This window comes from Vibrio sp. M260112 (assembly GCF_036533775.1).
Lineage (GTDB): Bacteria > Pseudomonadota > Gammaproteobacteria > Enterobacterales > Vibrionaceae > Vibrio.
Genome location: NZ_JATABH010000044.1, coordinates 1 through 21,809 on the forward strand (window position 1 = coordinate 1; position 21,809 = coordinate 21,809).

The 21,809-nt window shown below is 44.6% G+C and carries 20 protein-coding genes and 1 pseudogene; 11 read left to right on the forward strand and 10 right to left on the reverse strand.

The genetic code is table 11. The features are described 5' to 3' along the window. A pseudogene (locus tag QTN95_RS16005) lies at nt 1-87 on the forward strand (IS200/IS605 family transposase); the annotation flags it as partial. Between the two features lie 60 nt (nt 88-147). On the opposite strand, the gene QTN95_RS16010 reads toward QTN95_RS16005, so the two are convergent. From QTN95_RS16010 to deoD, 9 genes are all read right to left on the reverse strand, one after another. Then, on the reverse strand, nt 148-987 hold the full coding sequence (locus tag QTN95_RS16010; RefSeq protein ID WP_138970597.1) for an energy-coupling factor transporter transmembrane component T family protein: 840 nt from the start codon (nt 985-987) through the stop codon (nt 148-150). Next, nucleotides 984-2,672: an ABC transporter ATP-binding protein gene (locus tag QTN95_RS16015; RefSeq protein ID WP_331418142.1), complete on the reverse strand. Its 1,689-nt coding sequence runs from the start codon at nt 2,670-2,672 to the stop codon at nt 984-986. Before QTN95_RS16015 ends, QTN95_RS16010 begins: the two co-directional genes overlap by 4 nt. 6 nt (nt 2,673-2,678) lie before the next feature. Continuing rightward, the gene (locus QTN95_RS16020; protein ID WP_331418143.1) at nt 2,679-3,227 is read right to left on the reverse strand and encodes an ECF-type riboflavin transporter substrate-binding protein; all 549 of its coding nucleotides are present in this window, start codon (nt 3,225-3,227) and stop codon (nt 2,679-2,681) included. A gap of 281 nt (nt 3,228-3,508) precedes the next feature. Further along, complete coding sequence (locus QTN95_RS16025) at nt 3,509-4,639, reverse strand: HlyD family secretion protein (RefSeq protein ID WP_331418144.1); 1,131 nt, start codon at nt 4,637-4,639, stop codon at nt 3,509-3,511. Beyond that, on the reverse strand, nt 4,639-5,019 hold the full coding sequence (locus QTN95_RS16030; protein WP_331418146.1) for a DUF3302 domain-containing protein: 381 nt from the start codon (nt 5,017-5,019) through the stop codon (nt 4,639-4,641). Before QTN95_RS16030 ends, QTN95_RS16025 begins: the two co-directional genes overlap by 1 nt. A 236-nt stretch (nt 5,020-5,255) precedes the next feature. After that, nucleotides 5,256-6,836, reverse strand: a complete 1,581-nt coding sequence (locus tag QTN95_RS16035; protein WP_331418163.1) for a diguanylate cyclase domain-containing protein — start codon at nt 6,834-6,836, stop codon at nt 5,256-5,258. Next, the gene (locus QTN95_RS16040) at nt 6,820-8,304 is read right to left on the reverse strand and encodes a tetratricopeptide repeat protein (RefSeq protein ID WP_331418147.1); all 1,485 of its coding nucleotides are present in this window, start codon (nt 8,302-8,304) and stop codon (nt 6,820-6,822) included. The genes QTN95_RS16035 and QTN95_RS16040 overlap by 17 nt, the downstream gene beginning before the upstream one ends. Nucleotides 8,305-8,430: 126 nt before the next feature. Next, nucleotides 8,431-9,900, reverse strand: coding sequence for a lactate dehydrogenase (locus tag QTN95_RS16045; RefSeq protein ID WP_331418148.1), 1,470 nt, complete (start codon nt 9,898-9,900; stop codon nt 8,431-8,433). A gap of 60 nt (nt 9,901-9,960) precedes the next feature. Then, nucleotides 9,961-10,671, reverse strand: coding sequence for a purine-nucleoside phosphorylase (gene deoD / locus QTN95_RS16050; RefSeq protein ID WP_005394915.1), 711 nt, complete (start codon nt 10,669-10,671; stop codon nt 9,961-9,963). Between the two features lie 351 nt (nt 10,672-11,022). On the opposite strand from deoD, the gene QTN95_RS16055 reads away from it, so the two are divergent. Genes QTN95_RS16055 through QTN95_RS16070 form a run of 4 tightly spaced genes read left to right on the forward strand, consistent with a single transcriptional unit; the run spans nt 11,023 to nt 15,084 of the window. Next, the gene (locus QTN95_RS16055; protein ID WP_331418149.1) at nt 11,023-11,973 is read left to right on the forward strand and encodes a YbgA family protein; all 951 of its coding nucleotides are present in this window, start codon (nt 11,023-11,025) and stop codon (nt 11,971-11,973) included. Further along, nucleotides 11,963-12,754 carry a MerR family transcriptional regulator gene (locus tag QTN95_RS16060; RefSeq protein WP_331418150.1) on the forward strand — a complete coding sequence of 264 codons (792 nt, stop codon included), beginning with the start codon at nt 11,963-11,965 and terminating at the stop codon, nt 12,752-12,754. The genes QTN95_RS16055 and QTN95_RS16060 overlap by 11 nt, the downstream gene beginning before the upstream one ends. A 4-nt stretch (nt 12,755-12,758) precedes the next feature. Further along, entirely contained in the window at nt 12,759-14,189 is a 1,431-nt protein-coding gene (gene phrB / locus QTN95_RS16065; RefSeq protein ID WP_331418151.1) for a deoxyribodipyrimidine photo-lyase, read from the forward strand. Beyond that, nucleotides 14,179-15,084 (forward strand): L,D-transpeptidase family protein, encoded by a 906-nt coding sequence (locus tag QTN95_RS16070; protein ID WP_269375112.1) that lies wholly within the window; start codon nt 14,179-14,181, stop codon nt 15,082-15,084. The genes phrB and QTN95_RS16070 overlap by 11 nt, the downstream gene beginning before the upstream one ends. A 53-nt stretch (nt 15,085-15,137) precedes the next feature. Here the strand turns inward: QTN95_RS16070 and QTN95_RS16075 are convergent, their stop codons facing one another. After that, on the reverse strand, nt 15,138-15,386 hold the full coding sequence (locus QTN95_RS16075) for an Lpp/OprI family alanine-zipper lipoprotein (RefSeq protein ID WP_006880552.1): 249 nt from the start codon (nt 15,384-15,386) through the stop codon (nt 15,138-15,140). A gap of 344 nt (nt 15,387-15,730) precedes the next feature. Here QTN95_RS16075 and QTN95_RS16080 point away from each other — a divergent pair, with 344 nt between their 5' ends. The 6 genes from QTN95_RS16080 (at nt 15,731) to QTN95_RS16105 (ending at nt 21,790) form a co-directional block, all read left to right on the forward strand. Next, the gene (locus QTN95_RS16080) at nt 15,731-17,074 is read left to right on the forward strand and encodes a DEAD/DEAH box helicase (protein ID WP_331418152.1); all 1,344 of its coding nucleotides are present in this window, start codon (nt 15,731-15,733) and stop codon (nt 17,072-17,074) included. A gap of 352 nt (nt 17,075-17,426) precedes the next feature. Continuing rightward, on the forward strand, nt 17,427-18,248 hold the full coding sequence (locus QTN95_RS16085) for a phosphate ABC transporter substrate-binding protein (RefSeq protein WP_331418153.1): 822 nt from the start codon (nt 17,427-17,429) through the stop codon (nt 18,246-18,248). Nucleotides 18,249-18,349: 101 nt separating this feature from the next. After that, nucleotides 18,350-19,279 (forward strand): phosphate ABC transporter permease subunit PstC, encoded by a 930-nt coding sequence (gene pstC / locus QTN95_RS16090; RefSeq protein WP_269375108.1) that lies wholly within the window; start codon nt 18,350-18,352, stop codon nt 19,277-19,279. A 50-nt stretch (nt 19,280-19,329) separates the two neighbouring features. Further along, nucleotides 19,330-20,193: a phosphate ABC transporter permease PstA gene (gene pstA, locus QTN95_RS16095; protein WP_331418165.1), complete on the forward strand. Its 864-nt coding sequence runs from the start codon at nt 19,330-19,332 to the stop codon at nt 20,191-20,193. Between the two features lie 51 nt (nt 20,194-20,244). Further along, a complete protein-coding gene (pstB, locus tag QTN95_RS16100; RefSeq protein WP_331418155.1) occupies nt 20,245-20,994 on the forward strand; it encodes a phosphate ABC transporter ATP-binding protein PstB in 750 nt (249 codons plus the stop codon). Between the two features lie 247 nt (nt 20,995-21,241). After that, nucleotides 21,242-21,790, forward strand: a complete 549-nt coding sequence (locus QTN95_RS16105; protein ID WP_331418156.1) for a hypothetical protein — start codon at nt 21,242-21,244, stop codon at nt 21,788-21,790. Nucleotides 21,791-21,809 lie beyond the last annotated feature (19 nt).

Below are 21,809 nucleotides of genomic sequence, written 5' to 3' on the forward strand. Positions count from 1 at the left end.
GGAATCAATGAAGAAATCATACGCCGATATGTAAGACATCAAGAGAAGCAAGAGCGAGTAGAGCAGCACCAGTTGGCGTTGGATTAAACAAAGGCCCCCTTTTAGGGGGCTCACACAAAGCCACCTTCTTTAGAAGGTGGTAATTTACTAGAACGGATACCAGAACAATTCGGTTTCTAGATAGCGCTTAGCTACCGCCAATATGACGATGACCGCAATGGCTAGCAGGCAGAGTTTGTCCGTGTTGCCTAGTGGTCTTGAGCTATACCATGAACGGGTATTGTGGCGTCCAAATCCTCTTAACGTCATCGCGTTGGATATTTCATCTGCTCGGTCCAAGCTTGAGAAAATGAGAGGACCAAGGATCTTCGCCACGTTTTGTAGGCGCTGCACTAGAGGTGTGTTTTTTGATATATCAAGGCCACGGGCCTGTTGAGCGTGCATGATATTGACGAAATCGTTCTTGACCTCAGGAAGGTAGCGCAGTGTCAGACTGACGGCATACGCAATCTTGTAAGGCACGCCAATGCGGTTCAAGCTGGCTGCAAACTCTGTCGGGTGAGTAGTAAAGACAAATACCAAGGCAATTGGGAACATGCTGAAGTATTTGAGAGTGACCGTAACCAAATAGAACAGAGTCTCTTGAGTTAGCGAATAGTGGCCAGGCAGATTAAACACAACAGTACTTGATCCAATGTATTCACTGCCTTGTTGGGGAGCCAACAAAAACATAAATAGTGCGTTGAGTGTTAAGACACTGGCTGTACCAATGAGCAAAGGTTTGTAAACTTTGAAAGGTACTTTAGTGATTTTTAGTAAGTACAGGCCTGCCACAATCAGTAAACCAATCAATCGGATATCGAAAGTGGTCAGTACCACAGTGACCCAAGCCATAAATAAGGCGAACTTGGTAATGCCATTTAGTGCATGCAAAGGCGACTTGGTATCGACATAACTGATACCAAACTTCATTTTAGAAGCTTTCATGCTGCGTGATTCTCTAGTTGGATGAAGTACTGCATAAACGCATTGATATCGGCGACATCTAAACGCTCTGCCAGATCATATAGGCTAGTGGTGGTTAGATTGGCTTTGTCGAGTAGCTCGGGCTGGCTGAAAACTTCAGTCATCGGCGCATCTGCTATCAAGCGGCTGTCAGAAATAACAATTGAGCGGTCAGTGTATTCGAGCACAAGATGCATATCGTGGGATATGATCATGACAGTAATACCTAACTGCGAATTTAGTTTGCGAACAAAGTTCAGCATAGAGGTGTAGTTGCGATAATCCTGTCCTGCGGTAGGTTCATCAAGAATCAGCAGCTTAGGCTCTAAAGCAAGGATTGAAGCGATGGTCACACGCTTTTTTTGTCCATAGCTTAGCGCTTCAATTGGCCAGTTTCGGTACTTGCTCAAACCACAGAGTTCAAGGGTATCGAGCACTTTCTTCTCAACCTTTTGTTCTGACAATCCTTTGTTGCGCAAACCAAAGGCAACTTCATCAAAGATCATGTGGTGTGAAATCATATGATTTGGGTTTTGTAACACCACACCAATTTGCTGGCTGCGCTCAAAGATAGAAAGAGTAGCAATGTCTTCTCCCTCTAAACAGATAGAACCTGAATCTGGCTCGATTACACCCATAATTAATTTGGTAAGCGTCGATTTTCCGGAACCGTTTTTGCCAAGTACAGACACAAATTCGCCGTGAGAAATAGTAAAAGAGACGTTTTCTAACGCATTCTTCTCACCGTCGTAAGAGTAGGTTAACTCGTTGATGGTAAGTAGACTATCTTCTGAGCGAGTAAGCGTTTTGGTTGGACTCTGCCAGTTGGCAAAGTGCGGCCTATAGCCAGTGATAGGCATCTCTTTAATAGAGGAGTAAGTGTTCAATTGTTCCAACGGACAATTGGCCGCTTTTAGAGCCGTTAAGTAGAGTGGTTCACGAATTCCATGAGTTTCGAGTAGAGTTGACGCCAGTAATGCGTCGGGTGTCATGTCTGCAACAATTTCTCCTTGTTGCATTAGAATGACTCGATCTACGGGGCGGTGTAGAACATCTTCTAGTCGATGCTCTATGATGATGACTGTCTTACCCGTATCACGATGCAACTGGTCAATGATCTCGATGGTTTTTCGGCTTGTCTTTGGATCCAAAGCGGCAAGTGGTTCATCAAACAGCAAAGTATCAACATCATCTACTAAAATGCCGGCAAGCGATACACGTTGTTTCTGGCCTCCAGATAGATCGTGTGGCGAACGATCAAGCATGTCACCGAGCTCTACCATTTGCGCCGTTGACTTGACGATAGGGTCCATCTCGATGTTCGAGGCCAGTTGATTCTCTAATGCAAAGGCAATGTCTTCGCCTACACTCAGCCCAACGAATTGACTATCGGTGTCTTGTAACACCGTACCAATCTGCTCTGTGTATTGGTGAAGATCCAATTGAGTCGCCGCGTTGCCATTTAAAAGCAATTGACCTGAAGTCTCGCCCTTGATGGCGTGCGGGATCAGACCGTTCAAGCATTGGCCAAGTGTCGACTTTCCGCTACCACTTGGCCCGATAATGACGATTTTCTCTCCTTTCTCTATCCTTAGATTGATATGTTTAAGCGTCGGTTTATCCAGTGACTCATATCTAAAAGAGAAGTCAGAAAATTCAATGGTCATTATCGTTTAAGCCTCAGAAAGATTGCGGCTTTGTTTGTTGCGTTTTGCGACAGATTTAAGGATAAAGTAACCCACAACGGCGATCAGAACGGTGTTACCCGCAGCGATGATCGTCAACTGAGTAAAGACCTTGGTGAATGGTTCTGCGTAGAGAACGGTGTCGAGCAAGGCTGAACAGCCGTAGCCAAATACATTGCCAACCAAAGCAAGGAGAACGAAGAGAATAAAATCTTTGTTATCGAAGTGGCCTTGAGAGATACGCTGTTTGGTTAAGATAGGGAAGAAACCGATCACCAAGCCGACAATGCCTGAGCCCAGAACCCAAGTTAGCCATACGCCCCAGCCAGCAAATAAATCGGTCACCCAGTGGCCGATAAATCCAACTAGGAAGCCAACGATAGGGCCAAATAGTACAGAGAAAAGAGCTAATACAGCCATTGCTGGTTTAAGTGTTGTATTGGCGAAAACTGGAATACCAAACATAGGTAGACCGCCGATACCGTAGAGTGCTGCGCCGATCGCGATGACCACGACTGTTTTTGCTGAAAAGTTCATAGATAACCTTTTGTATTACATCCTTTCATCCGTGCTTTTAGCGATGAACAACGAGCGAATGAATGGCAATGAAGTTGAGAACGCAATGATAGGTGCTTTATTTGATTAAGTTTTATACACCTAAGTTCGTAAGGTGCAGATTATACCTTCAGAGTTTGAGCTTGGAAAGCTAACTATCTGGATGGCTAAAAAGTAGCTGGTTCTTTTACTGATTAAAAATGCCGTTCTTAATCCTGCCAATGAAAAAGGCCTCTATGATGGAGGCCTGTTGATTGGTAGGGTTAATGATCGAGATAGAGGTAGTTTTGCCAGCTCTTCATTCGAATCAGGACTTTACGCATGATAGAAACATGGCTGAATCGATCTGAATAGACGGCCACTTCAACTGCAGTACCTAAAGGAAGTTGGTACTCAGTGAGGTCGTCAGTAATTTTAAGCGTCACAAAGACTCGTCCACTGGTTCTCAATGCTTCAGTACCAAGTAAGCTACCACGAGCTTGGAACTGGCTTTCGCCTATGGCGGGTAGAACCTCTATCACTTCGCCTTTAAACACTTTTCCTGGTAGTGCTCTGAATAGAAACTCAGCTTCAAAACCTGGTTTTAGTCTTTGTAGCGAATTTTGGCGAAACGCGGCGGTATAGATTTTTTCTTCGGTATGGACGAAAGTCATAACCGGTGCCAGCGGTAGCGGTACGGCCATCACACCAGGTCGCAGCGCAAGTTGTGTGGCAAAGCCATCTGTGGGCGCTCTCACGACGGTCTGCTCTAAATCAAACTCGGCTTTGCGAAGGTCAGCTAAAAGGCGAGCAACCGTGGTGTTTTCACCGCCGATCACAGAGTCTAGCGCTAGATCAGCTTGTTCAACGCCCGCTGCTGCGGACTCAACGGCTGCTTGCGCCGCTTTGTAGGCTTGACGGCGAGTATCAAGTTGTTGCTCGGTGAACGCACCTTTATCGTAACCACGTTGATAGCGCGAGAACTCTCTTTGTGCTTTATCTCGTTCAGCAATCGCTTGTACTTCTGCGGCTTTGGCGGCCTGAAGCTTAGACTCTAAGCCAAGGGCTCCCTGGCTTGCTTCTTTGATTTGAGCTTCTAACTTAGCCACTTCGGCCTGATAAGGGATGGGATCAATTCGAAACAAAATATCGCCTTGTTGCAATGGCTTATTTGTTTCGACAGGGACCTCAATCACTTTACCACGCACGCCAGACACGATCGGTGTTGAAGAGAAAACCTGATTGCCGATCTGAGTAAATGGGTGGTTGAAGTTCATTAATAGAATCAGCGTACCGATCAAAACCACGCCCCCAAGCACTGCTGTTGGGACAGTCCACTTATTCAATGGGATATTGAATACTTTGAAAATGGTAATACACAGCGCGGCATAAGTCAGAATGAGTAGTAAATCCATTATTGCTCCTCCTGCTTATTGTTATCATCAGACTTTTTCTGGCTTTGGGTTGCTTTGAGGGTTGCAATTTCCTGCTCTAACTGATCAACCTGATCGATGAGGGTGGAAACTCGATGGTGAATATCATGCTGCTCTTCTTCGAGCTTTTGAAATCCCCAGCCCCGCTCTTTTCGCCAAATGGTGGCCCAAATCCACAAAAATGGCCAAATGGCATGAAGAGTAAAGAGGCTAACCCAGCCCGCGTAGTGAATGGCGTCTTGGTGGGGATGCCCGCGCTCTTTAGCTATTTCATAGGGAATATCGTGAATAACGATAATGCCATAGAAGATAACTAGGGCAACAAAGACCAACAGCCCTAAGGCGAAGTAGTCTAAAAACATAGCTAACTCCCTGTAGTTGTGTTTCTAAATTTAAATCGTACGGCGGTTGAGAAATAAAGTATAGAAATAAAAACAACAAATTAGCGATTAATTGGTTACAATTTTGTCGAAAGTTAAAGCACAGCGACGTTATGCGAGGAATGATGGGTTTTCAGGGAGAGATTGCCGTAATATGTCTTGGTCAGGCGTAGCTTTCGGTTTGTTGGTACTTTCCTTGTTCTTTATTCAGTAGTTGACTACTCAGTGCAGACTTGATTACGCCCATTTGCTTTGGCTCGATAAAGTGCTTTATCTGCTCGGTAAAATGTGCGCTGGGTGTTTTCGCCCTCGCGATGGAGCGTAATGCCAATACTCACGGTTAGTCCGCGTTCGCCAAGAATATTTTGCCAACCAAAATTGAAAATACGCTCACGGTAGTTTTCGGCATGCAATTCAGCCTGCTCGAGTGTAGAACGTTCGAGAATCACCAAGAACTCTTCTCCACCAAAACGCACACATGAAGCGCCACGAAACTTGAAATAGGTTGAAAGTTCGTGGGAGACGTTAACAATAGCTTTGTCTCCAACCAAATGGCTCAGCTCATCATTGATCGACTTAAAGTGATCGATATCGATGACCATCAAAGCAAATGGCACATCATGCAACAGCAAGTCTTTCAGTTTGACATCTAACCAACGGCGGTTGTGTAGAGAGGTCAAAGGATCGGTAAACACATCTTGTTGAAGCTGAGCTACGGCATGTTTTTGGCTTTCTGTAGTCTCTTTCAGCTCTCGGTTCTCTTGCTCAGACAAGATCAGTTTTAATTGCAACTCAAAACGAGAAAGTCGACGTAGTTGACTGGCGCCTAACTCCCCGATTGGGATCTTCTTCATTAGATCACTCTCAATCCGGTAGGCGCTTTTTTGGTATTCTAGGGCACTTTTGAAATCATCTCTCTGCGCGCTAATTTCCGCCAGTGAGTTACATAGCTGAAGGTTGAGGATCGGAGACGCGTATTGTTTGATTCGTTTTCGGGTTGATTCTAGAACCCAATTGGCAATATGAGGTTTATTTACTTCACACAGGCAGGCAGCAAGTTCTAAACGGATCATGTTAGACAGCCAAGTCGAGTGAATGTTACCTGTCGTGTACTGTACGTTGCCAAGACAACGCATCGCTGAGTCTAGTTGTCTGCTTTGTCGATATAACTTTGCTTGGTAGAGAAGAATTTGGCCAGACAGAACTTTGTCACTGACTAGGATGCTTAACTCTTCACACTCTTTAATCAGATCGCTTGCAGCGGTGGTTCGATTGAGTTCGATATAACAGGCCAACATATAGAGTTTGTAACGCAAACGGAGCGAACGACTACTAATGGCATGGTCGATACTGTCAACTTTTTGATAATAACGCAGTGCGCGGTTGTGATCGCCATAGGCATCGCATAAGTTGCCCATACCTATGACCGCAAGAACATAAGCATCAATGAAGCCGTTATCGACCGCTATCGTCGATGAACTGCTGTATTCACCAAGAGCGCCATGGTAATCCCCATTTTCTACCAGTTTATCTGCAAGTGCGTTACGTACCTCTAAAATGAGCTCAGCGTCTTCAGGCAGAGAGAGATACCTTAACGCTTGTCTAAGTTCATCTATGCTGGCTTGCAACTGCTTCAGCTCAAAACGAAACTCAGCGCTAATGATTAAACACTGTGCTTTTTCCTGCGATGTGGTTGCTACATGTAGTCTGACATGATCCCAAAATATCAATGCCTCTTCACCGGACACGGAAGCTGCATCTAAACCGGAGTCAGATATCTTTTTAAACAATGCTTCCATCATGATCTTCCTGTTGCATGCTGTCTTCGAGCTGCTCTAATGTGAAAGGGAAAGAGAGGATATCTTGGTATACAACCTTAGGTAAATCTTGGTTGAGCCCACGACGGTGCCATGGGTAAATTTCAATCATTTTTGCAAGGATATGGAAAACGTTTAGCGCTTCTTCACCTTTGTCGGCCAGAAGTAATCCGATGCGTTCACTGCTCAGTCGAGCCAGCAGATCTTGTTTATTACAAATCGAGTGTGTCAGTTCCGCACAGACATCAAGGCAGTTGGAGTCATGGTGTTGGATGGTAATGACGGCATGGTTCGAGCGCTTCAGTTCAGTCTTGAATAGAACTAACTGCTCCCACCAATAGGTTTCCGATACCATCTGACTTAACTGTTTGTCTGGGTCAAATTCATGTTGACCACGAATTCGGTTGATCAGCTTGCGGGCGCGTTGTTCGAGCTGTCGTTTAGACGCGCGGGCTTTGTCGTTACTGACTCTTGCTGTTTGCTCGCGGAGCATAGCAATAGAGTGTTTACGATATTTTTGAAACGCTTGAAGGGCAGTTTGGTAGTCGCCCGACTCTTCAGCGACACGAGATTGTTGGAAACAGATTTGCGATAGCAACTCGCCATTGTCGAAGGAAATGGCAGACTGTTCTGCCTGTATGAGTAATTCTGCGGCTTTTTCGGGTCTTTTACGGAGAAGTTCGACTCGCGCTCGGCTAATGAATGAGTGCGCCTTCATCCAAATGAGATCGTGGCGCAGGGCGAGTTCGTGAGCTTTGCTGGTGGCTTGTTCTGCATCCTCGATGCGCTCAAGTCCTAGCAGGGCTAATCCTCTAAAATCCCACACTTCTGCTTGCCATGTTTTATCTTGATGGTCTTTTAACACTTCCATCGCACCATCGAGAACCGAGAGCATTTCCACATAGTTGTTGAGTAAATACAGATCCCAAGCGAGTAAGATTCGTGCCTTACCTTCGAGCCAGCCAATACGGCTGTTATTGGCCACCTTAACGGCTAATTCATGGGTAGATTTGGCAAGTTGGTATTCGTGGGTGATACGCCAGACATTACCAAGGCCAATCAGTGCTTCGAGTTGGATTTCTGTTTCATCAACTAGGGCAGACTGCTCTAGCGCGTTGATCCAAAATTGCTGTGCGGAGTAGTATTTGGCTTCTCCCCAGTAATGCAGGGCGTGAATGTGTAAGATTTCTGGAAGGAGGTCGTCAGTATCAAGTGCATTGAGTTTACTATGGGCGTCTTTTATGTACTTTAAGCCCTTGCGGTACTCCATTGTGCACCAAGCACAACGAGACATGATGATTAGACACTGGATTTCACCTTCAGGGAAAAGGATCTGCGATGAGCGAGCGGCGCATTGCTCAGCAATCGCCCACACTTTATCGGGTTCCGTTTCAATTCGCCCTTTGAGTTGCTCAATTTCGACTTCTAACAGCCGCTGGCTTTTATCCAATGAATCAATCCTTTACTGCATCAGTGTTCACATACTTACTGGTATTATATTAATTGCTAAAGAATGAACACTACTAAAAGTGCTAAAACAGAAACTGTTTACGGGCATTCGTCACATTACTGAGAATTATGAAAGTAGTTCGCGCAAAGTCAAAGGTGATTGAGTCAATTCTAAAGTTTGAGCGGCTGTCCTTCCTGTCTTATCCTGATAGCATAAATTATGCCATGCTCTGAATATATCAAGCATTGGCATCAGTCCACCTGGACGTAACTTGCGCCTAGGTTCATTGATAAAGCTCTCAAACAAAGTTTGAAAACGATGTTGATAAAACTCTGTTTGGCGGATTGAAGCCTTACGAATCCACTGTTTTGGTTGGTTATTATTCCCAGCTAGGTAACAAATACCTTTAGAGGCTTGTTCGCCAGACACTATTGCCCACCTATCGCGCCACCATCCCATGTGAACAATATCGATTTTGTCGATTGGGTTTTCTTCTCGCCACGCTTTATCTTCCTCAACGTACATAAGGTCGATATTTTGACGCTGTATTCTCGGCAGGCAAACACTCAAGGCCGCAGAACGTAGTACCGGATCTTGTGGCAAATATATGGAGACTTGACGCTCACTGTGACACATATCCATCACGTGCAGAAAATGCGCGTAGGAAGTATAGGGTGGACGAATCAACGCACCCTTCGACGGGTAGTTAAATACCGTAAGATTTCCCATTGGATCTTCAACGTTACCGCGAGCCAAAATGGTTTGATATTGCTGATCAATGCGCTCCCTTAAGAACGGAGAAGGGGTTGGCGCTGGCATATTGGCTTCGGATGAATGTTCACGTGAAACGAATCGTGCCGGAAACTGATACGGATCGTGATCGACACTCCCACTAGGTTCTTCGTCAGCAGAATAATTGACGTGTTGACATAAGATGTAACCACTGTGCGCTTCACCAGTCGCTATCCACAAAACGCCATTATTGCTTTTGGGCTGGAGAGACACGTAATGAGAGGCAAGCTCATAGTCTTGAGCGTGGTTTACCCAACGGGCGTCAAACATGGCCAGTTTTCTACGACAACGACTTGCGATGTGATCGAGGTGATCGTAAAACGTCTTTGGATTGATCTCTAACTTGCGGCATATTTCGCGTACGGAATAGCCCATAAAGAGCAAACCAAGTAGGTTTTCTTGGAAGTGCAGTTTTTTATTGGCACCTGACCATTTATCGACAAACGTCGACTGACATGACTTACAACGGTAACGCTGACGGTCACCGCTATAGCCAAAGGCATGGTATAGATGTTTATGGGTGTGGACAGAAAGTCCGAAGTTTTGACAGTCGTCATTACGACAGGCGGGTAGGCCGTCGCTGTGGAGATGTCTAAGGCGGTGAAGTTCATTTAAAACTTCACGGTTATTAAGTAAGGGGGGGAAAGCACCACACTCCCGACATACCATCGCAGGTCGCTTAGGGTTAGCATGCTGCACAACGTAACGATGCGCTTCACTCAATCCAAAGTTGTCACACGCCAATGTTTTACAAAAGTTGAGCTGTAACCCGTCTGCTTCCTGTGGCAGTTTGCCAGTAGTCACTATCTCCCCCTCGGGATATTCAGGCCACCGAAGACAACTTTGGCGGCAATAAGAATAGAATTAGATGTTGATCGCTGTTTCTAGAGCCACTTTCATCATGTCGTTGAATGACTTCTGACGCTCTTCTGAACTTAGCTTCTCACCACGGATGATGTGGTCAGATACAGTTAGGATAGTTAGTGCTTTCGCCCCTAAGTCTGCAGCAACACCGTAGATACCTGCTGCTTCCATATCAACACCTAGAATGCCTAGCTTTTCCATCTTCTCGAAGATGTCCGCTTCTGGTGTGTAGAATAGGTCTGCAGAGAATACGTTACCTACTTTTACAGGAACTTGTTGAGCACGCGCTTGGTTCACCGCTTCTTCAAGTAGACCGTAGTCAGCAATCGCCGCGAAATCATGGTTGTTGAAACGAATGCGGTTAACTTTAGAGTCAGTAGAAGCACCCATACCGATCACAACGTCCATTAGGTTTACGTCGTCACGTACCGCGCCACAGCTACCTACACGAATTACGTTCTTTACGCCGTACTCAGCGATAAGTTCGTGCACGTAGATACAGCAAGAAGGGATACCCATACCGTGGCCCATAACCGATACTTTTTTACCTTTGTAAGTACCAGTAAAACCAAACATATTACGAACGTCACAAACTTGTTTGACATCTTCTAGGAAAGTTTCAGCGATGTACTTAGCGCGAAGCGGGTCGCCTGGCATAAGTACTGTTTCTGCGAAATCACCAGGTTGAGCGTTAATGTGTGGGGTTGCCATAGTTATTACTCCAAATTTATTAGTCAATCACGGTGTTGATTACTAATTGTGTTGATTTTGAAAAATCTGTTGAGGCAATACTAGCTATATCTGCCAATACTCCATGAGAAGTATGTCACAAAAGAGCGGCTATGTGTGCCAAATGTGCCCATTGATAACCAAATGTGTTGAAATTGGTAAAGCAATCGATTCGGCAAAACGTTTGCTTTAAGTGGTGAACCAAATAAGCAATTTTTTCGTACCATTTCCCATGATTGTACAAACACTATTTTTGTACAGTTGAAGAAAACTATGCTAAAACTTGTACAGGATTTTTACTTGTATAGCCACAAAGTTCGTAAGGAGCTCGCTATGGAACAGAAGATTAAGATTGGCATCAGTGCTTGTGTATTGGGTGAACGAGTGCGATTTGACTCCGGCCATAAAGTCAGTAAGTTTGTGACCAAAGAGCTCGCGCCTTATTTTGATTTTGTATCCGTCTGCCCTGAGGTGGGAGCCGGGATGCCAGTACCAAGACCGACGATTCGCTTAATTTCGAATGAAGAGCGAATTGCTTTGGTCGAAACGAAGGATCCAAGCAAGGAACATACTCAACAAATGATCGACTTTTCCAAAGCAAAAGTAGAGGCGCTAGCGAGTGAGCAGTTATGCGGCTATATCGTCTGTGCTAAATCACCAACTTGTGGCATGGAAAGAGTCAAAGTCTACAAAAATGGTGGGGCTGAAAACATTGGTGTCGGGCTTTATACCAGAGAGTTAATGGAGCGAATGCCATGGCTACCGATAGAAGAAGACGGTCGGCTTAATGATCCTGTGCTCAAAGAGAACTTTGTAACTAGGGTCTACACCTTACAAGATTTCTATCAGTCTATGGGTGATGAACCGACAAGAGGGAAAATCGTCGCATTCCACTCTAGATATAAGTTGGTACTGATGGCACACCATCCTCAGTCCTATAAAAAATTAGGCAGCTTAGTCGCCAATATAAAAGAGTATCGGCTTGATGAGTTTTACTCTCTCTATCGTGAAGGGCTAATGAAAGCGATGTCGTACCGAGCGAGCAGAAAGAATAACACCAATGTTCTTCTCCACATTCAGGGCTACTTTAAACGTCAATTAGGTAAAGCCGAGAAACAAGAGCTGCGTCAGACCATCGATGATTATCGTGTCGGTTTACTCCCTTTGCTCGCCCCCCTCACTCTGCTTAAACATTACTTGTCGGCGCATCCTGATCAGTACCTTTCTCAGCAGGTGTTCTTCCAACCTCATCCTCAGGAGTTACGTTTAAGATATGGATTGTGAACAAAAGCAGTATGCAATTAGAGAAGTGTCTCAACTGACTGGTGTAAAGCCCGTGACATTGCGGGCTTGGCAACGGCGCTACAATTTAATTCAGCCACACCGTACGGAAAAAGGTCACCGAATCTATACTGAGCAGCACATAGCGCTTATTGGGGAGATACAGAGTTGGCTGAGTAAAGGAGTCTCTATCGGTAAGGTCAAACAGGTTTTAGATCTGAATGACGCCGGCGAGGCAAATGAGCTGACTGTTGTCAATCATTTGGATGAGGTGCCGTTGTTGTTAGAGGCTTTAGCTAAGCTCAGCAAAAACAAAGCGGACTCCATCATCGCCACAGTGCTGAAAGAGTACCCGATTGATATTGTAGAGCGGCAGTTCATTCAGCCCACTGAAAAAGCGCTTTCCGTGGTTCGGTTCGGTTTACGATCACTCCAAACTGGGATGATGAGAACCTTATTAGTTGCACGGCTTAACGAGATTTTAGAAGCAGAAAACAAAGTATCTAGCTCTAAACGTTGCTTACTTATTTGTTATGAAAGCACCAACGATATCGAGTCTCGCTTGTGGGCATTAACGCTTTCTCAGTCAGGTTTGCATGTCGTTATTGTCGATGGTGTCGATGACTTGTCGGGATTAGTAGAACACCCTGACTTACATGTTTATGACACATTGGCGATTTTTAGTGGACGTCCAGTTACCGTAGCCCAGCAATCTCACATTGAGAGAATTAAGCTCAGTTTTAGCGGCAACCTGGAGCTATCCGATATGGTAGAAAGCGAGTAAAACGATGAAGTTAGTATGGCTACGTAGAGACCTGCGTGTCGAAGATAACCGTGCCTTGAACTTAGCATTAGCATCAGGCCAACCTGTCGCAGCCATTTATGTTGCAACACCTAAGACTTGGCAGCGTCACGGCTTGGCACCTATTCAGGCAGACTTGATCTTTCGTCGCTTATGCGAATTGCGCAATGATCTTGATTTACTCAATGTCCCTCTATTCTATGTGCAAGTAGAGACGTTTACACAGGCGGCAGAGAGAGTGGCTGATTTGGCACAAGCCAACTTAGTGAGCGGCGTTTTCTACAATAAGGAGTATGAAGTTGACGAGCGAAATCGCGATTCATATTTAGAACAGCAACTGAGCGATTCCGATATCGAAGTGATAGGGGTCGATGACAAGTGTGCGTTGAGACCGGGCAGTGTGCTCAATAAACAAGGGGACTACTTCAAGGTTTTTACCCCGTTTAAACGCGCATATCTTACCAAATTGTACCAACAGCCTATTAGCGTACTGAAAGCAAAGCCTGTCGACTGCAAAGCTGAGCTTCAATCCATAGACGGCATAGAACGGCTTTCGTCGGCTTGTGCTCTAGATTACCCTCGCGTGTGCAGTGGAAATTACTCTGTCGAAACCAATGCTATCATTGGTCAACTTCGACGTTTTGTTTTTGAACGTTGTGATCAGTATGATCAGCAAAGGGATATTCCATCGATCAACGGCACCAGTATGCTATCTCCCTATTTAGCTATAGGGGCCTTATCGATACGTCAGTGCATGGCCCGTCTCCATGATAGTCAGACATTGCCACTCACCGCAGGAAGAGAAGTTTGGCTAACTGAATTAGTCTGGCGCGACTTTTATCAGCACTTGATCTACTTTGAAGATAAGTTGAGTAAAGGCAAGAGCTTTGTTGAATGGGGAGATTCACTTACTTGGCGAGATTCAGCCAGCGCAGTGATAGCTTGGCAAACAGGACACACAGGCTATCCCATTGTTGATGCAGCAATGAGGCAGCTAAACCAGACTGGCTGGATGCATAATCGATTAAGAATGATTGTGGCCAGTTTTTTAGTCAAAGACCTGCATCTAGATTGGCGTGTCGGCGAACGATACTTTATCTCGTATCTCATCGACGGTGACTATGCGGCCAATAATGGTGGCTGGCAGTGGTGCGCTTCTACCGGTTGTGACGGCCAACCCTATTTCAGGATCTTTAACCCCATTTCTCAGGGAGAGAAATTCGACCCTCAAGGTGACTTTGTTTACCAATGGATTCCTGAGTTAGCCAAAGTACCTCGCCAGTTTATCCATCAACCCTGGAAGTGGAGTAAAGCAAAGGAATTGTCATATCCGTCACCAATAGTTGATCATAAGACCGAAAGAGAGATAACCTTAAGCCTTTATAAAGATGCTAAGGACAATGTGAATGGTACGTAAGTTTATCGCGTTCTTTTGTTGTATAAGTTCGCCTTTATTTGCGGCTACTTACGACTTGCCTGCAAAAGAAAGCAGTATAGTAGGCAGAACTCAATATCATAAGGTGCAAGAAGGTGACACATTGGCGAATATCGCCAAGCAATACGATGTTGGTTTTCTCTCTCTTATGGCTGCAAATAAGGGGGTAGATCCCTTTCTTCCCACTATAGACTACGTATTGACTATTCCGACCCAAATCATTTTGCCTAATGTTGAACGTCAGGGAATCGTGATCAACTTAGCTGAGTTACGACTCTACTATTTTGAACCTGAGATCAATAAGGTCCATATTTTCCCTGTCGGCATTGGACGTATAGGGCGTGATACTCCAGAAATGGAGACTAAAATCAGCCAGAAACGTCCAAATCCTACGTGGACTCCACCAGCATCGATTCGAAAAGAGTATCTTGCCAAAGGCATCGAGCTACCAGCGGTTGTACCGGCCGGGCCTGAAAACCCACTAGGAGAATACGCGTTACGCTTGGCGTACGGCGCTGGAGACTATCTAATTCATGGGACCAACAAAGATTTTGGTATCGGACTTAGAGTCAGTTCAGGTTGTATTCGCATGGATCCGAAAGATATCGAGTGGTTGTTTTCACAGGTTCAGTTAGGGGAGAAGGTACGTGTGATCAATGAACCTATCAAGGTGGCATTAGAGCCAGATCGAAGTGTCTTTCTCGAAGCTCATGAGCCTTTGACTCGTAGTGATGGCATCAAGAAACCTTTAATCATGCCGCAAGAACTAACATGGTGGTTGGAAGAATTTGACCAGTCGGATGTTAAGGCACGAGCTGCAATCCTTGCTCAAAACGGTGTTCCCGTCGAAATCGTCGCACCAAGCTTTATCAACTAAAGAACAAAAAAAGAAAGGGTCTGCATGCAGACCCTTTCTTTTAAAAGACGTAATTACTTAGTGTAAGACTGAGCAATGTTGTCGATACGCTCATTTGCACGAGCTGCTTCTTCTTGAGCTGCCATAGCCGCATCACCAGACTTACGAACTTCTGATTGAAGAGCTTGAACGTCTTGGCTTAGCTGGCTTACTTGATTGCTCAGTTCATCCATTTTCGCAGTAGTAGCTTCGTCTGGACCAGACGCACAACCAGCTAGTAGAAGCACAGAAGATGCTGCAGCTGCGATCAACATTTTGTTCATAAGTGAACTCCTTGCATGTATAAGTATCAATAAAATGTTCTATACTTTTTCGTGTATAGCAACGTCAATTAGTGTAGCCCTAATCTTACGCTTCCAAAAGTCAGGAAAAGTCAAAAAAACCCAAGATTTTAGGTAATTATCGAATTAGTTGACCCACGTCTCATTGGTGAGAGCAATGAATGTAAGGCAATAAAAGTGATACTTTCATTGCATTAGTGACATTCGATATTATTTTATGTGATCTCTATCCTCCTTGAGCGAATCCAGTTATCATAGCCTGTTTTTATTAATTCCCGTGTCGTAAGGCTCCATCATAAGCTTCGCCTGCGACATTTAATGATCAAATGGAGAATACTTTGCACTTTAAAGATTTAGGTTTAGACAATCGCTTACTCAAGAACTTAAAGCATTTTGACTTTAAGAAGGCGACAGAAATACAGCAACAAGCGATCCCGGTCGCGATTGCAGGTAAAGATCTGTTGGCTTCTTCGAAAACGGGTTCTGGTAAGACGTTGGCTTTTGTTTTGCCTATGTTGCACAAGTCATTAAAAAACAAAGCATTCTCAGCAAAAGATCCTCGCGCAGTGATTCTTGCACCAACGCGTGAGTTGGCAAAACAGGTTTACGGCGAACTACGTTCTATGCTGGGTGGCCTGACGTACGACGCGACTCTGATTGTTGGTGGTGAGAACTTTAATGATCAGGTGAAAGCACTACGCCGCTACCCTAAGTTCATTGTTGCGACGCCAGGGCGTTTAGCCGACCACTTAGAACATCGTTCACTGTTCTTAGATGGACTTGAAACACTTGTTCTTGATGAAGCAGACCGCATGCTTGACTTGGGTTTTGCTCCTGAACTGCGCCGTATTCACCTCGCTGCTAAGCATCGCCGTCGTCAAACTCTCATGTTCTCTGCCACACTTGATCATGCTGAAGTGAATGACATCGCTTTCGAAATGCTTGATGCGCCAAAACGTATTGCGATTGGTGCAGGTAGCGAAGAGCACACAGATATCACTCAGAAGTTTTACTTGTGTGATCACTTAGATCACAAAGAAGCGATTTTAGAACGCATCTTAGAGCAAGAGAACTACAAGCAGCTGATTATCTTTACGGCGACGCGTGCCGATACGGAAAGACTGACCGCCAAGCTGAATGAGAAAAAGCTTAAAGCGATTGCGCTTAGCGGTGGCTTAACTCAGACTCAGCGCAATACGATTATGAGTCAGTTTGAACGTGCTGTGTTTAAGATTCTTGTCACAACCGATATTGCTTCTCGCGGTTTGGATATTGCTAGCGTTACGCACGTGGTTAACTTTGATATGCCGAAACATACTGAAGAATATGTTCACCGAGTCGGCCGTACTGGTCGAGCAGGTAATAAAGGTGACGCAGTTTCTTTGGTTGGGCCAAAAGACTGGGATAGCTTTAAGCGTGTAGAGGCGTTTTTACAGCAAGATTTAGCATTCTCTGAGCTTGAAGGGCTGAAAGGTAAATTTAAAGGCTTACGTCCTAATAAACCCGATTATCGTGGTAAAGGTAAGTCTGCGAAGAAAGCGGCACCACAAGCCAAGAAAGCAGCCAAGAAACCCGTTAAACGCGATAAGAGTTTTCATCAGAATGTTGCTGTGGGTGATACGGTATTCATTCCGAAAAAGAAAGTCGCACCAAAAACAGACGACGAATAAGCCGTCAGATAACAAGAAAATGTCACGTTTTGGCTTACTAATTCATAGATGTTGCCAAGATTTGTATCGATAATGCAATCAATAATTCGCGCTATTGTAAAACACTGCACGGTGCAGGGTCACTAAGGAATTATATTATTTAACATAGTCTTACAGGATGTTGCTTAGTTTGTGTGAGAGGGTACTTATGTTTGGTTAACCTAGGTTTACAATTTTATTTTGAGTATTGAAAGATTTTCACCTTTGTCATAGAGGCTTCAACTAAGTGAAACACAACTGTCATATTTGAGTCCTAAAGTGGGCAGCGTTCAAGTTAAACACAACGGCAATAACGCCACTTAAGGATAATGTGATGAAAAAGACAGTAATCGGTGCAATCGCACTTCTAGGCGCAATGGCAGTGACTTCAGTTTCTGCTAAGGAAACGATCTCTGCTGTAGGTTCTAGCAGCGTAACTCCACTGATGGAAGTTTTCTCTGAAACATACATGAAAACAAACCCAAACATCTTTATTGAAGTACAAGGACCTGGTTCTTCTGCGGGTGTTAAAGCGGCCAAAAATGGCAGCGCGGATTTAGGCATGTCTTCGCGTAACCTAAAAGATTCTGAAAAAGAGCCTGCTCTTAAAGAATTAACAATCGCGCTAGACGGCATCGCAGTTGTCGTTAACCCAAAGAATGGTTTAGAAATGTTAACTGGCGAACAAGTAACGGCTATTTATAAAGGCGAAATCACTAACTGGAAAGATGTTGGTGGTGCAGATAAGCCAATCGTCGCGATCACTCGTGATACAGCGTCTGGCACACGTGGTGCTTTCGAAGACATCATGCAACTTAAGAAGAAAGTTTCTGGCAAGAGTGTTTCTGCAATCTCTCAGCGTGCACAAGTGGCAAATGGTAACGGTGCACTAAAAACAATGGTTGCTTCAAACCCTTACGCGATTGGTTATATCTCTTTGGGTACAGTAGATAACACAGTCAATGCACTCTCAATCGATGGTGTACCGGCAAATGTGGACAATGTTAAGAACGGCTCTTATAAAGTTGCACGCCCATTCCTAGTTCTTTACAAAGAAGGTAAACCATCAGCAGAAACTCAAAAGTTCCTAGATTGGATGGTGACGCCTGAAGCACAAAACCTAGTAGGCAAAAAAGGCTACATCTCAGTTAACTAATCTCAGTTGGCCCCCTTAACTTTGCTCAGCCCACTTTTTCGGGCTGAGCGTTTTCAATCCATTTCGACTCTGCTTTGCAGTTCGAACTGCGAGATTTTCATATGACCATCGCAAATAGTGAAAAGCTTATGAATACTGAATTGACTCAATTGAATAAGCCAGGTCTGCGCGCTAAAAAGCGTGTGGATTGGAAAGAACGAATTTTCCACGGACTATTTCTTACCAGTGCGGTTATCGGTATTGTCTCTCTAGCGGTTATCGCTTACTTCATCGTTAAAGAAAGTATCCCTGCGTTCCAAGAAGCAGGTGTTTCGGGCATCGTTCTTGGACAAGATTGGTTACCACCTGCACTTTATGGTGTGGCAACCATGATTGTCGCCTCTGTGGTTTCTACCTTAGGTGCGGTTGTGGTAGGGGTTCCTATCGGTGTTTTAACGGCAATCTATATTGCTGAAATTGCACCAAAGCGTGTGGCGGATATTATTCGTCCAGCGGTAGAGCTACTCGCGGGTATTCCTTCGGTAGTTTATGGTTTCTTTGGTTTGGTCATCATCGTTCCGTTGATTCAACAAATCTTTGATGTGCCCGCGGGTAACACGATTTTGGCGGGTATTATCGTACTTGGTGTGATGATTCTTCCTACTGTTATCACCGTATCTGAAACGTCCATTCGAGCGGTTCCACGTACCTACAAAGAAGGTTCATTAGCACTTGGTGCGTCGAAAATATTTACTATTTTCAAGCTATTAGTTCCAGCTGCGCGTAGCGGTATTATGACAGGTGTGATCTTAGGTATCGGCCGAGCGTTAGGTGAAACAATGGCGATCATCATGGTGATGGGTAACGCGCCCGCGATGCCAGAAGGTATTCTCGATTCCGCACGTACACTGACCGCTAATATTGCAATCGAAATGTCTTACGCAAGTGGTGTTCACGCCAACGCTCTATACGCTACAGGTGTTGTTCTACTGGTATTTATTATGTCTCTTAATGCCGTTCTGCTTTACCTGAATCGCGAGAAGGCGAGGTAATAATCATGTCTGCTATTAAATCATCACCTAATCAGTCAAAGGTCTCGCAAATGGACACTGCAAAGCTCAAAAAGGCGCGTCAGACAAAAGATAATATCTTGAATGCTTATGTTTGGGCTTCTGCCGCACTTACCGTTGGATTCCTGTTTTGGATTATTTGGTACATTCTGTCGAACGGGCTAAAGCACGTAGATTGGGCATTCATTACCGATAGCTACACCGCAACGGGTGAGGAGAAAGGTATTTTTCCTATGATTGTGTCGACCATATATATGGTCATCGCATCGATCGCTGTAGCTGCACCACTTGGCATTATGACGGCAATCTACCTAACTGAGTATGCCAAAGTCGGAAGTCGTCTAGTTAAAGTAATTCGTTTCTGTACCGAGTCATTAGCAGGTATTCCATCGATCATCTTTGGTCTATTTGGTATGACATTCTTTGTGGCGATCCTTGGCTTGGGTTTCTCGATTCTATCGGGTGCTTTGACTCTAAGTATTCTTATTCTCCCGGTGATTATCCGTACGACGGAAGAAGCACTCATGGCAGTGCCTCAAACTTATCGTGAAGGTTCTTATGCATTGGGATCTTCAAAAATTTACACTATCTGGCGTCTTATCTTACCAAGTGCGACACCAGGTATCTTAACTTCGGTCATTCTGAGTATTGGTCGTGTAATTGGTGAATCTGCGCCTGTTTTCTTAACAGCAGGTATGGTTGCGCGAATCCCTGATTCTTTACTGGATTCGGGACGCACGCTGACGGTTCACCTTTATAAGCTAACTACCGAGCTGTTCACTATTGATGAGTGGAATCAGGCATACGGTACAGCGACAGTGTTGATTGTTGTGGTCTTACTGATCAATACGGCAACGAAATTTATTGCGAGCTACTTTAATAAAGCGACGTATTAACCCTTTCAGCACAAGTTAAACACGAATTACAGAATTTAAGAGATTAAGAAAATGAACAAATTTTATATTGAAAACCTAGATCTTTTTTATGGTGAAAACCAAGCCCTAAAATCGATTAACTTACCTGTACCAGAACGTCAGGTAACGGCGCTGATTGGTCCTTCTGGCTGTGGTAAGTCAACATTATTACGCTGCCTTAACCGTATGAACGATCTGATTGAAGGGGTTAAGATTACCGGTCGTCTAGAGATGGATGGCGACGATATCTACGGTAATATCGATGTTGCAGACCTACGTATAAAAGTAGGAATGGTGTTCCAAAAGCCAAATCCATTCCCAATGAGCATCTACGAAAATGTCGCTTATGGCTTACGTGCTCAGGGGATTAAAGACAAAAAGCATATTGATGAAGTGGTCGAACGTTCATTGCGCGGCGCGGCGTTGTGGGATGAAGTGAAAGATCGTCTTAAGTCCCATGCGTTTGGCTTGTCTGGTGGCCAGCAGCAACGTCTTTGTATCGCACGTACCATTGCGATGGAACCTGATGTTATTCTGATGGATGAACCTACTTCAGCCTTAGACCCAATCGCGACGCACAAAATAGAAGAGTTGATGGAAGAGCTGAAAAAGAACTACACCATTGTCATCGTGACTCACTCAATGCAACAAGCGCGTCGAATCTCAGATCGCACGGCCTTCTTCCTCATGGGTGAACTTGTAGAACACAATGATACGCAGATTATTTTCAGTGAGCCAAAAGACGACCGCACAAGAGGTTATGTCAATGGTGACTTCGGCTAACCAGTTACTGGCACAAAAATTATAACTATAAGCGATGGAACTTTGCCCCTCATTTGAGGGGCTTTTTTTATGTCTTTAAGAAAGAAATGGCTGTTTCACATGTGTCTCACCTGTCTCACTACACTGTCTCATGTGAGACTGGTATATCTAAGTTTCTATTATAAGGTGTTGATTTTTAGTTGTTTATTTTTTGGCATGAGCGTTGCTCTACCTAATGTGAATCCGAATTGGCTTCAGGTTAGGGATAATGCAAAAAGTAATTCTGATAATAACAAGTTTATTAAGCCTTCAACTCTCAGCACAAGAGTTAGTCACTTTAGGTCCGTCTACGTTTCAAGGGGCGGAAGGGGCTATTGCCGTCAATATCGCTGCTGGCGAGCACAATGTTCAAAGCAGTAACTTTGTCTACTCAGCTCAGGGTGACTATGAGTTAACTATCATCTCTTCAACACAAAGTTCAAAGATCGCTTCTTCTGCTTCGGCGTCTATTGAATCAGCTGCATTCGATAGTGCTGGTGGCTATATCAGTGCCAACCTAGCTGCTGGTAACAGTAATCAACAGCACAACATCATCATTTTCGCCCCTAGCTCTGAAGTGAGCTGGGAAGTGGCTGATCTCAGCTCTCAGTCAGCAGCGATCTCTGATAGAGGATATTCAGAGAAAGGTGATGACCTTTCAGTCGACATCGCTCCACTTGCTCTAAACGGAGCTAGCGGAGTTATTCAAATGAGCCAAATCGCCGGTAGTGGCAATACCGTGCGCAATACATTCCAAATGCCAACAACCATAAATTAATCTCAATGAAATGAGGAAA